Origin of the sequence: uncultured Chitinibacter sp. (genome assembly GCF_945957625.1) — a bacterium.
Lineage (GTDB): Bacteria > Pseudomonadota > Gammaproteobacteria > Burkholderiales > Chitinibacteraceae > Chitinibacter > Chitinibacter tainanensis.
Genome location: NZ_CAMFLP010000008.1, coordinates 60,695 through 79,633, shown reverse-complemented (window position 1 = coordinate 79,633; position 18,939 = coordinate 60,695). Strand labels below are relative to the sequence as shown.

At 57.7% G+C, this 18,939-nt stretch carries 17 protein-coding genes; 12 read left to right on the top strand and 5 right to left on the bottom strand.

Annotated features, from left to right (window positions below; genetic code table 11):
* Positions 1–1,418: 1,418 nt before the first annotated feature.
* Genes QV747_RS10620 through QV747_RS10610 form a run of 3 tightly spaced genes read right to left on the bottom strand, consistent with a single transcriptional unit; the run spans position 1,419 to position 5,861 of the window.
* Positions 1,419–3,638, bottom strand: a complete 2,220-nt coding sequence (locus QV747_RS10620) for a FimV family protein (protein ID WP_273430812.1) — start codon at positions 3,636–3,638, stop codon at positions 1,419–1,421.
* A gap of 19 nt (positions 3,639–3,657) precedes the next feature.
* Positions 3,658–4,797, bottom strand: coding sequence for a PilT/PilU family type 4a pilus ATPase (locus QV747_RS10615; protein WP_047394594.1), 1,140 nt, complete (start codon positions 4,795–4,797; stop codon positions 3,658–3,660).
* Between the two features lie 20 nt (positions 4,798–4,817).
* Entirely contained in the window at positions 4,818–5,861 is a 1,044-nt protein-coding gene (locus QV747_RS10610; protein ID WP_028448502.1) for a type IV pilus twitching motility protein PilT, read from the bottom strand.
* Between the two features lie 93 nt (positions 5,862–5,954).
* On the opposite strand from QV747_RS10610, the gene QV747_RS10605 reads away from it, so the two are divergent.
* The 3 genes from QV747_RS10605 to QV747_RS10595 are packed head-to-tail and all read left to right on the top strand — an operon-like array spanning position 5,955 to position 8,086.
* Positions 5,955–6,662 carry a YggS family pyridoxal phosphate-dependent enzyme gene (locus QV747_RS10605; protein ID WP_273430815.1) on the top strand — a complete coding sequence of 236 codons (708 nt, stop codon included), beginning with the start codon at positions 5,955–5,957 and terminating at the stop codon, positions 6,660–6,662.
* Positions 6,659–7,477: a pyrroline-5-carboxylate reductase gene (gene proC, locus QV747_RS10600; protein ID WP_273430817.1), complete on the top strand. Its 819-nt coding sequence runs from the start codon at positions 6,659–6,661 to the stop codon at positions 7,475–7,477. Before QV747_RS10605 ends, proC begins: the two co-directional genes overlap by 4 nt.
* 21 nt (positions 7,478–7,498) lie before the next feature.
* Positions 7,499–8,086: a YggT family protein gene (locus QV747_RS10595; protein WP_028448499.1), complete on the top strand. Its 588-nt coding sequence runs from the start codon at positions 7,499–7,501 to the stop codon at positions 8,084–8,086.
* 216 nt (positions 8,087–8,302) lie between these two features.
* Here the strand turns inward: QV747_RS10595 and QV747_RS10590 are convergent, their stop codons facing one another.
* Positions 8,303–8,734: an FxsA family protein gene (locus QV747_RS10590; RefSeq protein WP_047394605.1), complete on the bottom strand. Its 432-nt coding sequence runs from the start codon at positions 8,732–8,734 to the stop codon at positions 8,303–8,305.
* On the opposite strand from QV747_RS10590, the gene cutA reads away from it, so the two are divergent.
* From cutA to QV747_RS10575, 3 genes are read left to right on the top strand one after another with little or no spacing between them, the layout of a single operon-like run.
* Positions 8,733–9,059: a divalent-cation tolerance protein CutA gene (gene cutA / locus QV747_RS10585; protein ID WP_028448498.1), complete on the top strand. Its 327-nt coding sequence runs from the start codon at positions 8,733–8,735 to the stop codon at positions 9,057–9,059. The two genes, QV747_RS10590 and cutA, sit on opposite strands and share 2 nt — an antisense overlap.
* A 30-nt stretch (positions 9,060–9,089) precedes the next feature.
* Entirely contained in the window at positions 9,090–10,610 is a 1,521-nt protein-coding gene (gene dsbD / locus QV747_RS10580; protein ID WP_273430821.1) for a protein-disulfide reductase DsbD, read from the top strand.
* A gap of 53 nt (positions 10,611–10,663) precedes the next feature.
* Positions 10,664–11,152 carry a TlpA disulfide reductase family protein gene (locus tag QV747_RS10575; protein WP_273430823.1) on the top strand — a complete coding sequence of 163 codons (489 nt, stop codon included), beginning with the start codon at positions 10,664–10,666 and terminating at the stop codon, positions 11,150–11,152.
* A gap of 96 nt (positions 11,153–11,248) precedes the next feature.
* Here QV747_RS10575 and QV747_RS10570 read toward each other — a convergent pair whose 3' ends face one another.
* Positions 11,249–11,554: a metalloregulator ArsR/SmtB family transcription factor gene (locus QV747_RS10570; protein ID WP_034618574.1), complete on the bottom strand. Its 306-nt coding sequence runs from the start codon at positions 11,552–11,554 to the stop codon at positions 11,249–11,251.
* A gap of 181 nt (positions 11,555–11,735) precedes the next feature.
* Between QV747_RS10570 and gpmI the strand changes: the two genes are divergently transcribed.
* From gpmI to QV747_RS10540, 6 genes are all read left to right on the top strand, one after another.
* The gene (gene gpmI / locus QV747_RS10565) at positions 11,736–13,268 is read left to right on the top strand and encodes a 2,3-bisphosphoglycerate-independent phosphoglycerate mutase (RefSeq protein WP_028448494.1); all 1,533 of its coding nucleotides are present in this window, start codon (positions 11,736–11,738) and stop codon (positions 13,266–13,268) included.
* A gap of 77 nt (positions 13,269–13,345) precedes the next feature.
* Positions 13,346–14,713: a murein hydrolase activator EnvC gene (locus QV747_RS10560; protein ID WP_273430826.1), complete on the top strand. Its 1,368-nt coding sequence runs from the start codon at positions 13,346–13,348 to the stop codon at positions 14,711–14,713.
* Between the two features lie 26 nt (positions 14,714–14,739).
* Positions 14,740–16,182, top strand: a complete 1,443-nt coding sequence (locus QV747_RS10555; protein WP_273430828.1) for a S41 family peptidase — start codon at positions 14,740–14,742, stop codon at positions 16,180–16,182.
* 201 nt (positions 16,183–16,383) lie between these two features.
* The gene (locus QV747_RS10550; protein WP_273430829.1) at positions 16,384–16,782 is read left to right on the top strand and encodes a hypothetical protein; all 399 of its coding nucleotides are present in this window, start codon (positions 16,384–16,386) and stop codon (positions 16,780–16,782) included.
* 157 nt (positions 16,783–16,939) lie between these two features.
* Positions 16,940–17,743 (top strand): HesA/MoeB/ThiF family protein, encoded by an 804-nt coding sequence (locus QV747_RS10545; RefSeq protein ID WP_273430831.1) that lies wholly within the window; start codon positions 16,940–16,942, stop codon positions 17,741–17,743.
* Positions 17,740–18,753 (top strand): substrate-binding domain-containing protein, encoded by a 1,014-nt coding sequence (locus tag QV747_RS10540; protein WP_273430833.1) that lies wholly within the window; start codon positions 17,740–17,742, stop codon positions 18,751–18,753. The genes QV747_RS10545 and QV747_RS10540 overlap by 4 nt, the downstream gene beginning before the upstream one ends.
* Positions 18,754–18,939 lie beyond the last annotated feature (186 nt).

Sequence of the window (18,939 nt, the reverse complement as noted above, 5' to 3'; positions counted from 1 at the left end):
GTTTTTATTTGCCTGCAATCTGTAATCCACCACGGATTGGCGGCTATGCGCCGCGGCACTTACTTCTCTTGCTTTGCCAAGAGAAGTAAGCAAGAGAAGGCAACCCGGGCGAAAAGCGCTCCGCGCTGCCCTTGCGTCGTCGTGAGCCAAACGATAAAGCCATTTGTCTCCCTCCTCGCCGCGGTTTTCGCTACACGGGGAACCAAGCCCCAGCTTCACCAGCGCGGTAGATACTGGCAGTAGTATTGTGCTGAAGGCATTGCGGGAATTTGGCTTGGTGAATATACCCCTAGCGTGGTTAGCACAAGTCGCCCGTGGAGCCGCGCCGGTCGGGAGGCGGTTGGCAAGGTTTTAAGATGCGGCTGTTTGAGCGTTGCGACGCTAGCGCAACGCGAGTTCCCGCCTCGCCTTGCCGAGCGCTGGACGGACGGGGTTTCGCGGTGATCGGGCGCGTTAGGGTTGCAAGGGGCAAGGCAAGACTGCCCCTTGCTCGTCCGGCGGGCGAAACCGCCGGTATACCGCCTGCGCCAGCAGGCCATGCCATCGTGAACCTTTAAAGTCAGCAGGTTTTTTGCGCCGTTGGCGCGATGTTTTAATGCGCGTTCCGCCGCGCAGACGGGAAGGGGTATTTGCTTCGCCAAATACCCCTTCACCCCAAAGGCGCCCCGGGCGAAAAGCGCTCCGCGCTGCCCTTGCTTCGTCGTGAGCCAAACGATAAAGCCGTTTGTCTCCCTCCTCGCCGCGGTTTTCGCTACACGGGAAACCCAGCCCCAACTTCACCAGTGCGGTAAATACTGCCAGCAGTATCATGCTGAAGGCATTGCTGTACTTTGGTTTGGCGCATATACCTCAACACCCCAATGCAGTTGCTATATTCGCGCTGTGTGGCTTGGGGCTTAAATCCCCTGTCGCCCATCGCCGATGGAGTGGAGTGAGACAAACAGCTTTTCGTTTGGCTCACGACCGACTGAGGGAAGCCCGGAGGGCCGCAGGCGGGGGGCTCCTTTGGGGTGTTGGGGGCTTTGGAGAAGCGCGGGGTCCCCGCAAAGTCGCAGACTTTGTGGGGTGCAAGTAAAGCCCCCAACCTGCCCGCGCGGCGGAACGCGCATCAAAACATCGCGGCGTAGCCGCATAAAACCCAAGCTCGCGCAGCGAGTTTGCCGCGCCTTGCCAAGCGCTGGACGGACGGGGTTTCGCGGTGATCGGGCGCGCGGGGGTTGCAAGGGGCGGAGTAAGACCGACTGGCCTAAGGCCACGGCCTTCGCTAAGGCGCTAGAGCGCCAAGCTTCGTCACGCCTTGCTCGTCCGGCGGACGAAACCGCCTGCGCCAGCAGGCCATGCCACAATCGCTAAGCCAGAAGGCAGCAAAACAAAAACCCCGCCGCAGCGGGGTTTTCATCACAGCCAATTACGCTCGATCAGCCGCCTACCGACAACAGTCGATCCAGCCATTTACTGGCGGTCAGCCGCTGCGACATGCTGCCGCGATACAGCATTTCCTCCAGCCGCTGAAAGGCTTCCGAGCGGGCGCCGGCTTCGATCAGCTCAGCGATTTCTTTCAGCGCCGGGTCGTCCGAATTAAACCCACTGCTGGTGGCCCGCGGCGCGGCGGCGGGGCTGGTGGCTGGCGCACTGGCAACCGGTGCGGCCACTTCAAGCGGGGTGACGATGTCTTCAATAACCGGCTGCAACTCCACTTCATCCAGCGTTTCAACCGCATCGATTGAAATTTCGATTTCTTCGGCGTCGGCCTGCTCGGCCACTGGGCTAGCGCTGAGCTCGCTCAAAGCCGATTCGTGCACCGAATCGAGCGCGAGGCCCTCGCTGGGGCTGTGATACACCAGCTCGGGGTTGAAAATGGTATCGCGATCGAGCTGGCTGGCCTGCCCTTCTTCCCACGTCCAGCCGCTGGGCTCATCCAGCGTTGGTGCAGGCGCTTCGTCCGCGACTGCGGCGCTGCCGGCGGCCTGCATGGCGCTGGCAAAGGCTTGCTCTTGCTGCTGATTTTGCGGGGCCAGCAGCATCGGCTCGGCCGGCTCTAGGTTTTGATATAAGGGGTTGGAAGGATCGAGCTGGCGGCCCATATCCTGCACATTGCGCCACATGCCATCGCTGGAAAATTGCAGGCGGAAAGCTACGGCTTTTTCCTGAAATTCATCGGCCAGGCCATTGCGTTGGAAGATTTCAAACAGCTTCATCCACAGCGCCAGCGCAGTGGGGTATTGCTGGATTTCGTGATTTAGCAGATTGATCGCCTGCGGCACCAGGCCATGATCGAGCAGCAGCTGGGCTTCTTCGGTGACATTGCCGGGCGACACGACATCCATATCGGCATCGTGCCACTCTTCGCGGGCTTCGCGATGAATCGGCGTGGCGATTTCACGCGTGTCTAGCCCACCTGAGGTGAGGGTATGGCGTGGCGCGCTAGTCTCGTATTGGTTTTGCGCCAGATACGTGGTGGAAATCGGAATAGCCGTGTAGAGCTCTTGCTCATCTTGCCGCCGGCCTTGCCAATAGCGCCATGCCAGCCACAGCGCCGGAACGCACACTAGCCCCAGTAGCGCCCAAACCCAATCACCGAGCGGCGAATTGCCGCCCTCGGCATCCGGCTCGGTGCTGGCGGGCTTGGCTTTCAGGTGGGCTAGCTGTTTTTCCAGATCGGCAATCTGGTATTTCAGCTGCAGCATTTGCGCGGCCTGCTCGTCCGACTCGAGCGAAAGCAGTTGCTCTCGCAATTGCAGGGTTTGTTCGGGCGTCAGGGTATTTTGCCGCTGGGTATCCAGTTGCGGCATCGACAGGCGCAGGCGGAATTCGCTACTGCCGCTATTATTCGGCGCGGGTACGTTGTCGCCATCCAGCGTCAGCCGATCCGCTGGCGGATTGGCCTGCAAGGGCGGGAGTGGCAACGGTGCCAAGCGCATCGCTTCAAGCGGGCGCGGCGCTGGCGCGGCAGCAGGTTTGCTCAGGTTAACGCCCGGCGGCAGCTGAATACGCCAGTCACCGGTCAGCCGCGCCGTCGTGCTTTGCGGCAGATCGGGGTTTAGCTCGTAAATCCCGGCCACCAGCGCTTGCTGGCGAGCTTTATCATTGGGGTAATAGCTGGCGGCGATTTTGGCAACCGAATCACCCTCTTCACTCAGCCAAGCCGTGCCCAGCGGCGGCAGTTTGCGGCGGCTGGTGGCAGGCTTGGTAGCCGGCGTGCTCTGGCCAATGGCTGGCAAATTGGGCCGGTATTCGGGCGGATCGAGCATGATGCGGTAATCACGCTGGAATACCCGCTCATCTTCACCGGGGCATTTTACTTTGATGGCAAGCGTTACCAGCGGCTCGTTCAGCGTGTCTTCGCCGCGAATCAGCAGGCGGCCACCACCGGCTTCGTATTGGTACACCAGCCGTGCGCGGCGCAATACACCGCTGGCTTGCTCATCTTGCGGGCTAACTAGCCGAAAACAGGCCGCGCTCAGTTCTTCATCATCGGCCGCGGCAACCGTCACCACCGCATTAAAGCGGTCACCCAATGCCGAACGCACCTGGATCTCACCAAGCATGGCGGCCAGGGCTGGTTGGGCAAGGCCCGCTGTCAGCCAAATCCACAGTCCGGCCCGCAGGGCAAACTGTGGCATGGAAGTTAAAATCATAGATCCCGCAGCGCTAGGTTTACTTCACGATGTCCAGGTGCTCAAGACCCGACAGCACATCGCGTTTTTTGGCATCCGAGCCGTTCAGCTTGATCTGCAGTCGCAAATCATTCACCGAATCGGCATTGCGCAATGCATCTTCATAAGTGATCCGGCCACCTTCAAACAGATCAAACAGCGACTGATCGAAGGTTTGCATGCCCAGCTCACGCGATTTCTTCATGATTTCTTTGATCTCGTGCACTTCGCCTTTGAAGATCAATTCAGAGATCAGTGGTGAATTAAGCATGACCTCTACCGCCGCCACCCGGCCTTTGCCCGAGGCATGCGGAATCAAGCGCTGCGAGACAAAGGCTTTCAAGTTCAGCGACAAATCCATCAACAGCTGCTGGCGACGCTCTTCGGGGAAGAAGTTGATAATCCGGTCCAGCGCCTGATTGGATGAGTTGGCGTGCAAGGTGGCCATACACAAGTGGCCGGTTTCGGCGAAGGCGATGGCGTAATCCATGGTTTCGCGGTCGCGAATCTCACCGATCAAAATCACATCGGGGGCTTGGCGCAGGGTGTTTTTCAGCGCGGCCATCCATGAATCGGTATCCACACCTACTTCGCGCTGGGTAATGATCGAGTTTTTATGCTCATGCACGTATTCGATCGGGTCTTCAATCGTGATGATGTGATCATAAGCATTGTCATTGCGGTGACCAATCATCGCTGCCAGCGAAGTTGATTTACCCGAACCGGTACCGCCGACAAAAATCACCAAGCCGCGCTTGGTCATGGCGATGTCTTCCAGCACTGGCGGCAGATTAAGCTCAGCCAGTTTTGGAATTTCCGAGTTAATCGTCCGCAGCACCATGCCGACCCGGCCTTGCTGCATAAAGGCATTCACCCGGAAGCGCCCCATATTGCCGGGGCTGATCGCGAAATTACACTCTTTATTGGCCTCAAAATCTTCGGCCTGCCGATCATTCATGATCGCCCGCGCCAGCTCTTTGGTGTGCTGCGCGCTGAGCTGCTGATTGGAGACTGGCGTTACCCGGCCATCGATTTTCATTGCCGGCGGAAAATCCACGGTGATGAACAGGTCGGATGCATTCTTGGCGCGCATATGGCGCAGCAAGTCATGCATAAATTTGGCGGCTTGTTCTTTTTCCATCTTGCATCTACCTAGCGGGCTTAGCCTTTGAAGTTATCCGGGATCGCGGCTTTATTGCGCGCTTCGCCCACCGAAACAATATTGCGCTGGACAAGGTTTTGCAGGCACTGATCCAGCGTTTGCATGCCAAATTGCGACCCCGTCTGGATCGCCGAATACATTTGCGCGATTTTGTTTTCGCGAATCAGGTTACGAATCGCCGGAATCCCGATCATGATTTCATGCGCCGCCACCCGGCCGGTGCCGTCTTTGGTTTTTAGCAGCGTTTGCGAAATTACCGCGCGCAATGATTCGGACAGCATCGCCCGCACCATTTCTTTTTCCGCCGCCGGGAATACGTCCACAACCCGGTCGATGGTTTTTGCCGCCGAACTCGTGTGCAGCGTACCAAACACCAAGTGGCCGGTTTCCGCCGCGGTGAGTGCCAGGCGAATAGTTTCGAGATCGCGCATCTCGCCCACCAGAATCACATCCGGGTCTTCCCGCAGGGCGCTGCGCAGCGCATTGGAGAACGACATGGTGTGCGGACCCACTTCACGCTGGTTGACCAGACATTTTTTGGATTGGTGCACAAACTCGATCGGGTCTTCAACGGTCAGAATGTGGCCGTATTCATTGTCGTTGATGAAGTTAATCATCCCCGCCAGGGTGGTGGATTTACCCGAGCCAGTGGGGCCGGTCACCAGCACCAGCCCGCGCGGGTTCATGGCGATATCTTGGAAAACTTTCGGGGCGTTGAGCTCTTCCAGCGTCAGTACTTTGGAAGGAATCGTCCGGAACACGGCGCCAGCACCGCGATTTTGCACAAAGGCATTCACCCGGAAACGCGCGAGATTAGGGATCTCGAACGAGAAATCACACTCCAGCGTGTCTTCGTAAATTTTGCGCTGGCCGTCGTTCATGATGTCGTACACCATGTCGTGCACATCTTTGTGATCCATCGGCGGCAAATTAATCCGCCGAACATCACCATGCACACGAATCATCGGCGGCAAGCCTGCTGATAAATGCAGATCGGAAGCCTTATTCTTAACTGAAAACGCTAAGAGTTCTGAAATTTCCATTTATAATTCTTCCTCTCATCCATTCGCGACAGCCCCGCGTAGCCCGTATTTATTAGGCTAGCGGCGTTTGAGCCTGACAAAATTCTGTTCATTATGGCAACGTTATTTGAAGCATGGCAAGGCGTACAGAGCCGGATCGACGCTGCGAGCACGGCCTGCGGTCGAAAAGCGACAGAAATCACTTTATTGGCGGTGAGTAAAACCTTTCCCGCCGCCGATGTGCGCGCGCTGTATGCGGCGGGCCAGCGCGCATTTGGTGAAAATTATGCGCAAGAGTTACAGCAAAAACACGCCGAGCTCAGCGATTGCCCGGAGCTGATCTGGCACTTTATCGGCCCGCTGCAAAGCAATAAAACCCGCATGGTGGCCGAATGTGCCACCTGGGTACATAGCATTGAACGCCTGAAGATTGCCGAACGCTTGAGCCAGCAGCGCCCGGCGCAGCTGCCGCCACTGCAACTTTGCCTGCAGGTGAATGTCTCTGGGGAGGCCAGTAAATCCGGCGTCAGCCCCGAGGAATTACTGCCACTGGCGCAAGCCATCAGTCAGTTGCCGCGAGTGCAACTGCGCGGGCTGATGTGCATCCCCGAGGCAACGCTGGATACAGTAAAGCTCGCCAAACAGTTTGAAATGCTGAAACAATGTCAGCTTATGCTGCAAGCGCCCGGCCTCGCGCTGGACACCCTTTCGATGGGCATGTCGGGCGATATGGATCTGGCGATTGCGCATGGCTCAACTTTAGTTCGGGTTGGCACCGCCATTTTTGGCACCCGCCACTACCCAACACAGGAAGCGGAATGACTATTACCTTTATCGGTGGCGGCAATATGGCCACCGCCATGATCGGCGGCATGTTAAGCCAAGGCTTTAGCAGCCAAGACATCCACGTCATCGAACCGGATGCCGGCAAACGCGCCGAGCTGACCCAACAATACGGCATCAGCACCTCGCCCCCCGGCGAGGCCTTTCCGGCCAGCGAAGCGGTGCTGTTTGCAGTGAAACCGCAGCAATTTAAAGCGGTGACCGCCGAAGTATTGCCACATCTGGGCAATGCCTTGGTGATCTCGATTGCCGCCGGTATTCGCGTAGATACCCTCTCCCGGTTCCTGCAGGGACACAGCAGAATCATTCGCGTGATGCCCAATACCCCTGCGTTGGTGCAAGCCGGAATTTCTGGCGTGTATGCCAGCGAAGCGGTGAGCGAAGCTGATCGCGCCCTCACCAGCCGCATTCTGGCCTCGATTGGCGAACAGGTATGGGTTGAGGAAGAAAGCCAGATTGATGGCATTACCGCCATTTCTGGCAGTGGCCCAGCGTATATTTTCTATTTTATGGAAGCGCTGCAAGCCGCCGCGCGGGCGCAAGGCTTTAGCCCCGATATCGCACACAAACTCGCCTATCAAACCTTTGCCGGCGCAGTGAAACTCGCGCTCAATAGCGCCGATGATGCGGGCACTTTGCAGCAAAAAGTGACCTCCAAAGGCGGCACCACCGAGCGGGCGATCAAAGCGCTGGAAACCAGCCAGGTGCGCTCGACCATTATTGCCGCCGCAGCGGCAGCGGCTGCGCGTTCGCGCGAGCTGGGCGAAGAGCTCGGCCGCGACATCGAGCCCTAAGCCCCAGCCCGGGAGAGACCTATGCTGACAGGCATTCTGGATTTTCTGATCCGCAATTTGCTGGAATTTCTGATTCTGCTGTTGCTGGCGCGGTTTTATCTGCAAGCGGCGCAAGTGTCGTTCCGTCACCCGCTGGGGCAGTTTGTGCTAGCACTGACCAACTGGCTGGTATTGCCCGTACGCAAGCTCATTCCGCCTTTTAAGGGCTACGACAGCACTAGCTTGGTCATGGCGTGGGTAACGGCGCTGGTGATGCATGCGCTGCTGTTGGCGATTACGCCCTGGCCATTTGATTTCTCGGCTGCCGGCTCGCTGATTGCACTGGGGCTCACGGCCACGCTAGAGCTGATCAAAATGTCGCTGTATCTGCTATTTGCGGCGGTGATCGGGCAAGTGCTGATGAGCTGGTTGTCACCGTACAACCCGCTGATGCCCACACTGACTGGCCTGACGGCGCCGTTTTTGCGGCCAATTCAGAAAATCATCCCACCGATTGGCGGGATTGATATTTCACCGATGGTGCTGATTTTGCTGATTCAGCTGATTTTGAATGTGGTCATCGCCCAGCTGGAAGTGATTATCTTGCAAGGCGTGCAGATCATCGGCTAAAGCAGCCGAGCGTCAAACCAAAAACCGCAGCGGGGCTGCGGTTTTTTTATTTCGATCGCGCCGATTGCGGCGGGGTGACGAGATGTTGACTGCGCACCCTTCCCTTGCCAGCGCTAGCACTGGAGGCGAGGCCGCTGGCCGGCCGATTGCCATCAGCATCACCACTTCAAAATATACCCGACCGGGTATTGCCCTGCAAAGCAGCCCTAATAAGGCTTACTCACCAATACGGCGCTGATGAGGATCAGCTTGCGGATCTACGCGGCGATATTCGCCATCAATCACGCCCTCTTCGCGCGCGGCAGTCGGGCGCGCTTGAAACGGCACACCTTGCCGGCCCCACGGCAGCAGCAGCGCAATCGCAATCACATCCCCCAGCAGACCTGGAATAATCAGCAGCACCGCTGCGATATAATAGCGGGCCACGCTGAGTAGGCTATGCCAGCCGATCTGGCCACTGCGCAGATCATTCATCAGCGTCAGGGCCACGCCTAGGCGCTGGTGGCGCAACATCAGGACGCCGGCAGCAAAACTGGCCAGCACCACCAACAAGGTTGCCAGCCCGCCGATTTGGTCAGCGAGCCAGATCAGTGACATGATTTCCAGAAACGGATAAGCCAGCACGCTGGCCAGGATAAAATACGGCATGAATGCTCCTTCAGAATCGCTGGTAGTATGGTGTAATTGCCCCGACGAGGCCAGCGCCACCACTTTGGCGCAGGGCCTGCTAGCCGGTCGGCTGGCTGCTTGTGTGAACTTACTGCCTTCGGTAAAGTCCATCTACCACTGGCATGATGGTGTCGAAACCAGCCTAGAAGTTCCGCTGATGATTAAAACCACCCGCGCAGCTTACCCAGCCCTAGAGGCTTGGCTATTGGCCCATCATCCCTATGAAATCCCCGAGATTATTGCCCTGCCCATCGTGGCTGGCAGCGCCAGTTATCTCGCATGGTTGGCACAGGAAACGCAATAAACGATGCTGCACCGCTGGTTACTTACCCTAATGACATGGGCCTGCTTGGGCCTGATTTCAATCACCACCCAAGCCAGTAGCGACTTTTTACCGCCCGAGCAGGCGTTTAAACCGTCGATTGTGAAAATTAACGACAACACGGTGGAAATCCGCTTCGCGATTGCGCCCAAGTACTACCTCTATCGCGACCGTATCTCGATCAGCGCCAATGGCCATCAGCTCTCCACGCAGATACCCCAGGGCGAAATCAAAGACGACCCCAGCTTTGGCAAAGTGGCGGTGTTTCATAATGCCCTGATTGTCCGCGTGAGCAGCAATCAGCCAATTGCCGACCAGCAACCGTTCAATATCAAATTTCAGGGTTGCGCCGAAGCAGGCATCTGCTACCCACCACAAACGCAAGTCTTGCAGCCGGGGCAAAGCAGTAAGCCCCCAGCCATCAAACAACTTTTCGGCCAAAGCAGCCCCTCCGACACCGCCCCCGAACCTGACTACTTCGGGGGTAGTTTTTTGGGCACGCTGGGGGTGTTTTTCCTCGCCGGGATTGGCTTGGCGCTCACCGCCTGCATGTATCCGCTGATCCCGATTGTGTCGGGCATTGTGATCGGCGGGCCGCAGCGTGGCCGCTGGCATGCCTTTGGCCTCACCTTCGTTTATGTGCAGGGGATGGCGATCTCCTACACCGCCATCGGGCTGGCAGCGGCAGCCACCGGTACTTTGCTGGTGGTGGCCCTGCAGCAGCCATGGGTAATTGCGCTGTTTGCGCTGTTTTTTGTGCTGATGGCCTTGTCGATGTTCGGGTTATTTAGCCTGCAGCTGCCAGCGGGCTGGCAAAGCCGCCTGAATGAACTCTCAATGCGCCTGCCCGGTGGGCAATGGCTATCAGTGCTGCTGATGGGCCTACTGTCGGCGCTGATTATTGGCCCCTGCATCGCGCCACCGCTAGCGGCGGCCTTGGCCTATATCGGCCAGAGCGGCGATTTACTGCTGGGCGGCAGCGCGCTATACATGATGGCATTAGGGCTGGGCCTGCCGCTGCTGGCAATTGGGGCGTTTGGCTCCACCGTGTTGCCCCGCCTATCCGGGCGCGTGATGCAGGGTGTGAAAATCGTGTTCGGCATCGGCATGCTGGCGATGGCAATCTGGATTGCCCGCCCGCTCTGGAGCCCCTATCTGCCCGCCAGCACCACCGCTCATGCTTTAACCATGCAAACCGTGCGCAGCAGCGCCGAGCTCGATCGCGCGCTACAGGCTGCACGAGGCAAGCCGGTGATGGTGGATTTTTATGCCGACTGGTGTGTGGCCTGCATCGAGTTTGAGCGCGAAACCCTGAGCCAGCCGGAGGTGCAAGCGGCGCTGGCTGATTATCAGCTCATCCGCGTGGATGTCACCGCCAATAGCCCAGCCGACGCTGAGCTACTCGCGCGCTACAAGCTCTATGGGCCGCCGGCACTGATTTTTTATGATCGCGCCGGGCAAGAGGTGCCGCGCCGGGTGATCGGTTTTCAAGCCCCAAGCGCCTTCTTGGCCACTTTGCGCAGTCTGCCCTAACCCCGCGCCGGGTGGCGCCGCGCCACCGGCCAAACTGATACAGCGAGCACCTTATGCGTTTCACTCATCGTCTGACTCTTTGGCTGGCAGCCAGTTTGCTAACCAGTCTGAGCTACGCCAGCGACCCGCTATGGGCGCTTAAATTACCCGACCAGCAAGGCAAAAGCCAGGCCCTGCAGCAATGGCAAGGCAAGCCGGTGATCGTGAATTACTGGGCTACCTGGTGCGGCCCCTGCCGGCAGGAAATGCCGGAAATGGTGGCGCTACAAAAACAATATGCCGGAAAGATTCAGTTTATCGGGATCGCGATTGATGAGCCCCAACCCGTGGCGCAGTTTGCCAAGCAGCTCAAAGTGAACTACCCGATTCTGATCGGCGGCGATAGCGCGATGCAGCTGATGCGCCAGCAAGGCAACGCCATGGGCGGGCTGCCATTTACCGTGTTTTTTGATGGCAAAGGCCAGCGGGTGCACCAGCATTTAGGCAAAATCAGCCACGCGCAACTCGAAGAGCAGATCAAACGTCTGCTGAACGCACGCTAATCGCCGCACGCGGCTAAAGCGCAGACAAAGAAAAAGCGCCCCATGGGGCGCTTGGCATACTCTGGCGGGGTATTGCCCGCCAAACCAGCAGAAATACTAGAATCCGCAGAATACATCCCGCATCATCGCCACCACCACCAGCGTGCGAATATCGCCCACCCGGTAGTACACGCGATTAGCGTCTTTGCGCGTGCGCAAAACGCCTTTTTCGCGCATCAGCGCCAAATGCTGGGAGATATTGGATTGGGTGGTACCCACCCGCTCCACAATATCCTGCACACTGACTTCCTGATCAGCCAGCACACACAGAATCTTTAGCCGCAGCGGGTGCGACATCGCTTTCATCGCCCGTGACGCCTGGTCGATGTGCTCATCATCCATTTCTTCAATCGAATCAATCATCGTGAATTCTTTTTATTGGTATTGTTGGCGGGCAGACTTGAGCCGTATCAGCATAATGCCAAATAGCGGCGAGATTGCCTTCGCTTGAGTTAGAATACTAACCGTGTTTGAAATCTATTCGCAACCACCAGACAGCTGAGTATTTTAGCAAGGTCACTGCGAATCACCATAGGACTTTGTCATGTCGCAACAGATTACTCCGGTATTACTACTTATTCTTGACGGCTTTGGCTACCGCACCGGCGGAGATGACAATGCCATTTTGCACGCCCGCAAACACCATTTCGATCGCCTGTTTAGCCAGTACCCTTTCACCACCATCAATGCCTCTGAGCAATTCGTGGGTCTGCCGGCTGGCCAGTTTGGTAATTCGGAAGTGGGCCACCTGAATATCGGCGCCGGCCGCATCGTGCAACAGGATATCAGCCGCATTGACTGTGATGTGGCCGACAAAACCATCGGCAATAATCCGGTGTTCAAACAAGCCATCGACACCGCCAAAGCCAATGGCAAAGCCCTGCACATCATGGGCCTGATGTCGGATGGTGGCGTACATAGCCACGAAAACCACGTTTTCGGCATCATCGAAGCCGCCGCCCAAGCCGGTGTCAGCGACATCCGCGTGCATGCCTTCCTTGATGGCCGCGATACCCCACCGCGCAGCGCCGAAGTGTATCTGCAACGTCTGCAAACCGTGTGTGATGCCAATGGCGCCAAAATCGCCGGTATCGTAGGCCGCTACTGGGCGATGGATCGCGATAACCGCTGGGAGCGCGTCGAGCCTGCCTACAAACTGCTGGTTGATGGGGTGGGCCTGTACGCCGCCGACACAGCGCTGGAAGGCCTGAAAGACGCCTATGCCCGCGATGAAAACGACGAATTTGTATCGGCCACCGTGATTGGCACCCCAACCCAGATGGCCGATGGCGATGCGGTGATCTTTATGAATTTCCGCGCCGACCGCGCGCGCCAGATCACCACTGCGCTGACCAAAGCCGATTTTAATGGTTTTGAGCATCCACAACGCCAGCCTCAACTGGCCTTCTTCTGCTCGGCCACCGATTACGGCTCGGCCTACAGCCATCCAGTGGCCTACACCAAAGAAAAAGTGAAAAACAGCTTTGGTGAATACATTGCCGGCCTGGGGCTGAAACAACTGCGGATCGCCGAAACCGAGAAATACCCGCACGTTACGTATTTCCTCTCCGGTGGTGAAGAAAAAGAATTCGCCGGTGAAGACCGCATCTTGGTGCCATCACCCAAAGTAGCAACTTACGATCTGAAACCGGAAATGTCAGCGCAAGAAGTGACCGATAAATTGGTGGATGCGATCAACAGCAAGCAATACGCCGCCATCATTTGTAACTACGCCAACGGCGATATGGTCGGCCACAGCGGTATTTTCGCCGCAGCGGTGAAAGCGGTCGAAGCGCTGGATGAGTGCGTAGGCCGCGTGGTGAGCGCGCAATTGGCTGCCGGGGGTGAAGTACTGATCACCGCCGACCACGGCAACTGCGAAATGATGTTCGATAAAGAATCAGGCCAGGCGCATACCCAGCACACCACCGACCTGGTGCCGTTCTGCTACATCGGCCGTCCAGCCCGCCTGTCACCGGGCGGCGCACTGAAAGACATCGCCCCATCGCTCTTGGCGATGATGGGTCTGTCTCAGCCTGAGGAAATGACGGGTCAATCGCTGATCAATTTCCTGTAAAAAGTCGTAATTGGGTTTAGCGAACACGGCGAATCAAGTAAAGTTATGCACTCGTAGCCTCCCTGACGGATCAACCGGTGCCACGACGTTTACTTGTTTCGCTGTTTTTTTTGCTCGCCACCCCGTTCGGGTTCGCGGCGGCTAAGCCGAGCCCAACCCCCAGCCAGAATGCGGTCAAGGACCGTGCGGCCAAACAGGCCGAGCTGAAAGACCTGCGTGGGCAGATTCAGCAACTGCAAAAACAGCTCACCGCCAATGAGTCATCGCGCAGCGAAGCGGCCGATGCGCTCAAAGATTCCGAGCAGGCCATCTCCGAAGCCAATCGTGTCTTGCGTGAGCTAGCCCAACAGCGCGAGCTCACCAGCAATGAGCTGGCACGCCTCGAGGCCGACATTGCCCGCACCCGCACGCACATCCGCGCCAGCCAAGATCGGCTGGGCCAGCTGTTGGCCAGTCGCTATAAAACCGGCCAGCTCGAAGCCTGGCGCCTACTGCTCAACCAAAAAGACCCCAACCAAGTCAGCCGTGATCTGACTTATTACAAACACCTTGCTCGTGCGCAACAGGCACTGGCCAAGCAGCTGGAAACCCAGCTTGGCGAGCTTAACCAGCTGGCCGAAGAAATCCGCCAGAAAAATGCCGAGCTACAAGACATTGCCCGCAATAAGCAACAGCAACGCGCCCTACTGGTGAACGAACAGCAAGAAAAACAGGCGGTGGTCAGCAAATTATCTAAGCAGATTGCCGTGCAGCGCGACCAGATTGAAAAGCTGGCGGCCGATGAAAAACGCCTCACTGCGCTCACCGAACGCCTGAATGCCATCATTCGCCAACAGGAAGCCGAGCGTGCCCGCCAGCTGGCCAAACAACGCGAAGAAGCGAAAAAACGTGCCGAGGCGCAAGCCAAGGCCAAAGCCGAACGCGCTGCGCGCCAAGCCAAGAAAGAGCAAGCCGCCAAAGCCGCCGGCAAACCGATCCCTACGCCCGAACCCGAGCCGAAAGAAGAAAGCGGCAAAACCAATGAAGTCTTACCTGATCCGGCCCAGGCTGGCAGTAATTTCGCCGCACTCAAGGGCAAGCTGGCCCTACCCGCCCGTGGCACGGTGATTGGCCGCTTTGGTGCACCACGTGGTGAAGGTGGCACCTGGAAAGGGGTGATGATTAAAGCCAATAACGGCCAAACCGTGCACGCGGTAGCCACCGGCCGGGTGGTGTTTGCCGACTGGCTGCGTGGCTTTGGCAATCTGCTGATTATTGACCATGGCGGTGGCTATATGAGCCTGTACGGCGGCAATGAAAGCCTGCTGAAACGGGTGGGTGATAGCGTCAAACCCGCCGATGTGATTGCTACCGTGGGCAACAGCGGTGGCATGGCAGAATCTGGCGTATACTTTGAAATCCGCTACAACAGCCGACCTCTGGACCCGCAACAGTGGGCCAAATAAACCCGAGACCACAGGAAAAAACAGGGATGTCCAACAAGCCATACAGCCGCTGGCAAAAAATCAGCCTTCTGGCGGCCGGTGCCGGCCTCGGTGCCGTACTGAGTTTGTCGTATAACGCCGTTGCCAATAAAGAAGCCGGCGGCAATCCACTGCCGATCGACGAGCTGCGCGCTTTCTCGACCGTGTTTGGCCTGATTAAACAAAGCTATGTCGAACCCGTTGAAGACAAAAAGCTGATCAACGAAGCGATTAAAGGCATGGTCACCGGGCTGGATCCACATTCCAGCTATCTGGATGAAGAAGCCTTCAAAGATCTGAAAGAAAGCACCCAGGGCGAATTTGGCGGGCTGGGGCTGGAAGTGAATATGGAAGACGGGCTGGTGCGCATCGTGTCGCCGATCGAAGACACCCCGGCCTTTCGCGCAGGCATCAAAGCCGGCGATTACATTATGAAAATCGATGACGCGCAGGTACAAGGCATGGCCTTGAACGAAGCGGTATCGAATATGCGCGGCAAACCGGGCACCAGCGTGACGCTCACGATTCTGCGTAAAGGCGAATCCAAACCGCTGGTGATCAGCCTGAAACGCGCCATTATCAAAACCCAAAGCGTGAAATCCAAGCTGGCTGAGCCGGGCTATGGCTATATCCGCGTGACCCAATTCCAGGAAAAAACCACCGAAAACCTCGCGCTGGCCATTAACGAGCTGTACAAGGAAAACAAAGCGCCGCTGAAAGGCTTGGTGCTCGATCTGCGCAATGATCCGGGCGGTTTGCTCGATGGTGCAGTCGGTGTATCTGCGGCCTTCCTGCCTAAAGACGTACTGGTGGTGTACACCGAGGGTCGCACCCCGGATGCAAAAATCCGCCTAACGGCCAATCCACAGTTCTATCAGCGCGATGCCGGCAAAGATTATTTCAAAAACACCCCGAAAGAAGTCAAAACCGTACCGCTGGTGGTGCTGGTGAATGGCGGCTCGGCCTCGGCGTCGGAAATCGTGGCTGGCGCCTTGCAAGATCACAAACGCGCATTGGTCGTCGGCACGCAAACCTTTGGTAAAGGCTCGGTGCAGACGATTCTGCCGATCGATGCCAAGAGCGCGCTCAAGCTCACCACCGCTCGCTACTTCACGCCAAATGGCCGCTCAATTCAGGCCAAAGGCATCACCCCGGATATCGTGGTGGAAGACGCAACGCTGAATGGCAAAGAAGACAATGCCTTCCGCCTGCGCGAAGCGGATCTGGGCCGCCATCTGGATAACCCGACCGACAAAGATGCCGGCAAGGCCACCCCAAGCCCAGCTGCCGCGCCGAAAGCGACGCCAAAACCGGCTACGAAAGCAGCCAGCAGCAGCGAGAGCGAAGAAAATCCACGCGAGTTGGCGTCTAAATCAGACTATCAGTTGCAGCAAGCCCTGAATGTACTGAAAGTGCAGCAGCTGTTACTGAATAAACCAGCTAGCAAGTAATCTGCACCACCCCACTCACACCCCTGCATACCCTGCAGGGGTGTTTTTATTTCAGCCATACCAATTAAGCGAACCAGCCATATACCCCCAAGCTCAGCTCAATGCAGCCCACCATTGCACGACAGGTGCAAAAAAAGGCTGCGAACCAATCCGAAAAGCGTTAATCTAAATCGACGATAAGGCTTATCGAGTGGGGGAAAAATGAAAACCAACGCTAACGATATCAAACATCGGGATATTGTATTCACGGCGCTGCCGCTGGATCAGGCCAGCCAAGCCATGCGCCTGCTCAATCGCCTTGAGGGCATTCAGTGTCAGGCGCATCCCGAGCAACATAAAGTCTCGCTGCAATACAATCTGAACCAGCATCGGCTGGTCGATCTGGAAGAGCGCCTGCAAGCGGCGGGCTTTCATCTGGACAACAGCATTTTGCAGAAGATTCTGCGGGCGCTCGCGCATTACAGCGAAGAAGTGCATCACGATAATCAGCACATCCCCGAACACAATGTAAAAAGCCGCGACGTCTACGCCAAAGTGTGGGAAAACCACCCGCACGGCGATCACGACGATACGCCAGAAGAACTGCGCCGCTATCTCTAGCCGCCGCACACCGCCAGCCCCGACTGGCCAGCAGCGCCAAAGCCCGCTTAGAGCGGGCCTTTTCTTGTCGGGGTTTCCCTCGGCAGCCTGACTCAGCGCAAGCCGCCCGCCAGTGCACGCGGTATACTGCGCAGATTGCCATCGATTGAGCTTACCCATGTCTGTTTGCCCTACCCGCGCGGCCCACATAGAGCTGGATGATCAAGGCCTGTTGCGCTACAGCCGGCATATTTTGCTCGATGAGCTGGGCGTGGAGGGACAAGAGCGTATTTGCAGCGCGCATGTGCTGGTGATTGGCGCGGGCGGGCTGGGCTCACCGGTGGCCTTGTATCTGACCAGCGCCGGGGTGGGTACACTCACCATTGTGGATGACGATGTGGTGGATCTCACCAACCTGCAGCGACAAATCGTGCACACCGAAGCCCGGGTGGGGCAGAACAAAGCCTATTCGGCTCAGCAAACCTTGCACGCGCTCAATCCACAAGTGCAGGTGCACGCGCTCGCCGAGCGCGCCACGCCTGCGCGGCTGGCTGAGCTGGTAGCCGCGGCCGATGTGGTACTCGATTGCTGTGACAATTTCAGCACCCGCCATGCCGTGAATCGCGCCTGCGTGTTGGCGGGCAAACCGCTCGTGTCCGGCGCCGCCGTGCAATTTAGTGGCCAGCTCACCACCTTTGCGCTGCACGAAGCCGATGCGCCCTGCTATCACTGCCTGTTTGCCGAAGAAGGCGAAGACAGCGATAGCCCCTGCGCGACTTTTGGCGTTTTTGCGCCCCTGGTCGGCATTATCGGCACGGCGCAAGCCGCCGAAGCGTTGAAACTCTTAAGCGGTTGCGGCGAAATCCTGCGCGGTCGCTTGCAGCTCTACGACGCCCGCAGCGCCCGCTGGAAGGAAATGAAATACCACCGTGATCCAGCCTGCCCAGTCTGCGCTCAGCGCCATGCTGGAGCTGGCCGATGAATCACCCCAGCGACAAGCCCCGCCGCCGCCCCACGATGCAGGATGTGGCCGAGCGGGTCGGCACCTCCAAAATGACCATCAGCCGCTATTTGCGCTCGCCCGATCTGGTGGCCACCGCCACCGCCGAGCGAATTGCCGCGGTGATGGCCGAGCTGGGTTATATCCCCAGCCGGGTACCGGAAATGCTGGCCAACGATCGCAGCCGCGCCATCGGCGTGCTGCTGCCATCGATTTCCAACCAGGTATTTTCTGCGGTAGCGCATGGCATCGAGGCCATCACCACGCCGGCGGGTTACCATGTTTTGTACGGCCACTATGGCTACGACCCCGCCGAAGAAGCCCGCCAGGTTGAGCAGCTATTGTCATTTCACATCGACGGCATTTTGCTCTCGGAAGCCCAGCACTTGGAGCGTACGCGCCAGATGCTGGCCGTCGCCGGTATTCCGGTGGTGGAAATGATGGATTTGCCGCCCGATCCCATCGACCAAGCGGTTGGCCTCGATCATCGGGCGGCCGCCGAGGCCATGGTGCAGGCGATGCTGGCCACCGGCAAACGCCAAATCTGCTATCTGGCCGCCCGGCTCGATTCGCGCACCCAGTTGCGCGCCGAAGGCTATCGCGCAGCGATGCAGGCCGCGGGCCTGCCCAGCCAGATTATCCAAACAGATCGGCCCTCCAGTTTTAGCTTGGGGGGCGAATTATTGCGCGAGGCGCAGCGCCAATATCCGCAGCTGGATGGCCTATTTTGCACCAATGATGACATCGCCGCCGGCGCCCTGCTGGCGGCCCAAGCACAAGGCCTCAAGATCCCCACCGAGCTCGCAATTGCTGGCGTTAATCAACTGGATATTGGCCAGGCCCTGCAACCGCGGCTGGCCAGTATCGTTACCCCACGCCGCCGAATCGGCGAACTAGCCGCTGAGCGGCTTTTGGCGCGGATCAACGGTGAAACTTTTACCGCCCAAGTACAAGATGTGGGTTATGTGCTGGATATGGGCGGTAGCGTCTAATCCTATACCCCCATGTTGTATACCCACCAAATTCAATCAATAAAATGATTTGGTAGCAATACCCCGCGCCATGCCAAATAGTAGTTTGCGCTAGATCAGATTTTTCACCGATTTCTTACTTGTATGTACTTCTCCCTATTGCCACTACAAATCGGCAACGGCAGAATGTTACCCATAACATGTTAT

Bases quoted from the DNA above. Each gene is read 5' to 3' on its own strand.
- QV747_RS10620 (WP_273430812.1), bottom strand. From the start codon at position 3,638: ATGATTTTAACTTCCATGCCACAGTTTGCCCTGCGGGCCGGACTGTGG.
- QV747_RS10615 (WP_047394594.1), bottom strand. From the start codon at position 4,797: ATGGAAAAAGAACAAGCCGCCAAATTTATGCATGACTTGCTGCGCCAT.
- QV747_RS10610 (WP_028448502.1), bottom strand. From the start codon at position 5,861: ATGGAAATTTCAGAACTCTTAGCGTTTTCAGTTAAGAATAAGGCTTCC.
- QV747_RS10605 (WP_273430815.1), top strand. From the start codon at position 5,955: ATGGCAACGTTATTTGAAGCATGGCAAGGCGTACAGAGCCGGATCGAC.
- proC (WP_273430817.1), top strand. From the start codon at position 6,659: ATGACTATTACCTTTATCGGTGGCGGCAATATGGCCACCGCCATGATC.
- QV747_RS10595 (WP_028448499.1), top strand. From the start codon at position 7,499: ATGCTGACAGGCATTCTGGATTTTCTGATCCGCAATTTGCTGGAATTT.
- cutA (WP_028448498.1), top strand. From the start codon at position 8,733: ATGAATGCTCCTTCAGAATCGCTGGTAGTATGGTGTAATTGCCCCGAC.
- QV747_RS10590 (WP_047394605.1), bottom strand. From the start codon at position 8,734: ATGCCGTATTTTATCCTGGCCAGCGTGCTGGCTTATCCGTTTCTGGAA.
- dsbD (WP_273430821.1), top strand. From the start codon at position 9,090: ATGACATGGGCCTGCTTGGGCCTGATTTCAATCACCACCCAAGCCAGT.
- QV747_RS10575 (WP_273430823.1), top strand. From the start codon at position 10,664: ATGCGTTTCACTCATCGTCTGACTCTTTGGCTGGCAGCCAGTTTGCTA.
- QV747_RS10570 (WP_034618574.1), bottom strand. From the start codon at position 11,554: ATGATTGATTCGATTGAAGAAATGGATGATGAGCACATCGACCAGGCG.
- gpmI (WP_028448494.1), top strand. From the start codon at position 11,736: ATGTCGCAACAGATTACTCCGGTATTACTACTTATTCTTGACGGCTTT.
- QV747_RS10555 (WP_273430828.1), top strand. From the start codon at position 14,740: ATGTCCAACAAGCCATACAGCCGCTGGCAAAAAATCAGCCTTCTGGCG.
- QV747_RS10550 (WP_273430829.1), top strand. From the start codon at position 16,384: ATGAAAACCAACGCTAACGATATCAAACATCGGGATATTGTATTCACG.
- QV747_RS10545 (WP_273430831.1), top strand. From the start codon at position 16,940: ATGTCTGTTTGCCCTACCCGCGCGGCCCACATAGAGCTGGATGATCAA.
- QV747_RS10540 (WP_273430833.1), top strand. From the start codon at position 17,740: ATGAATCACCCCAGCGACAAGCCCCGCCGCCGCCCCACGATGCAGGAT.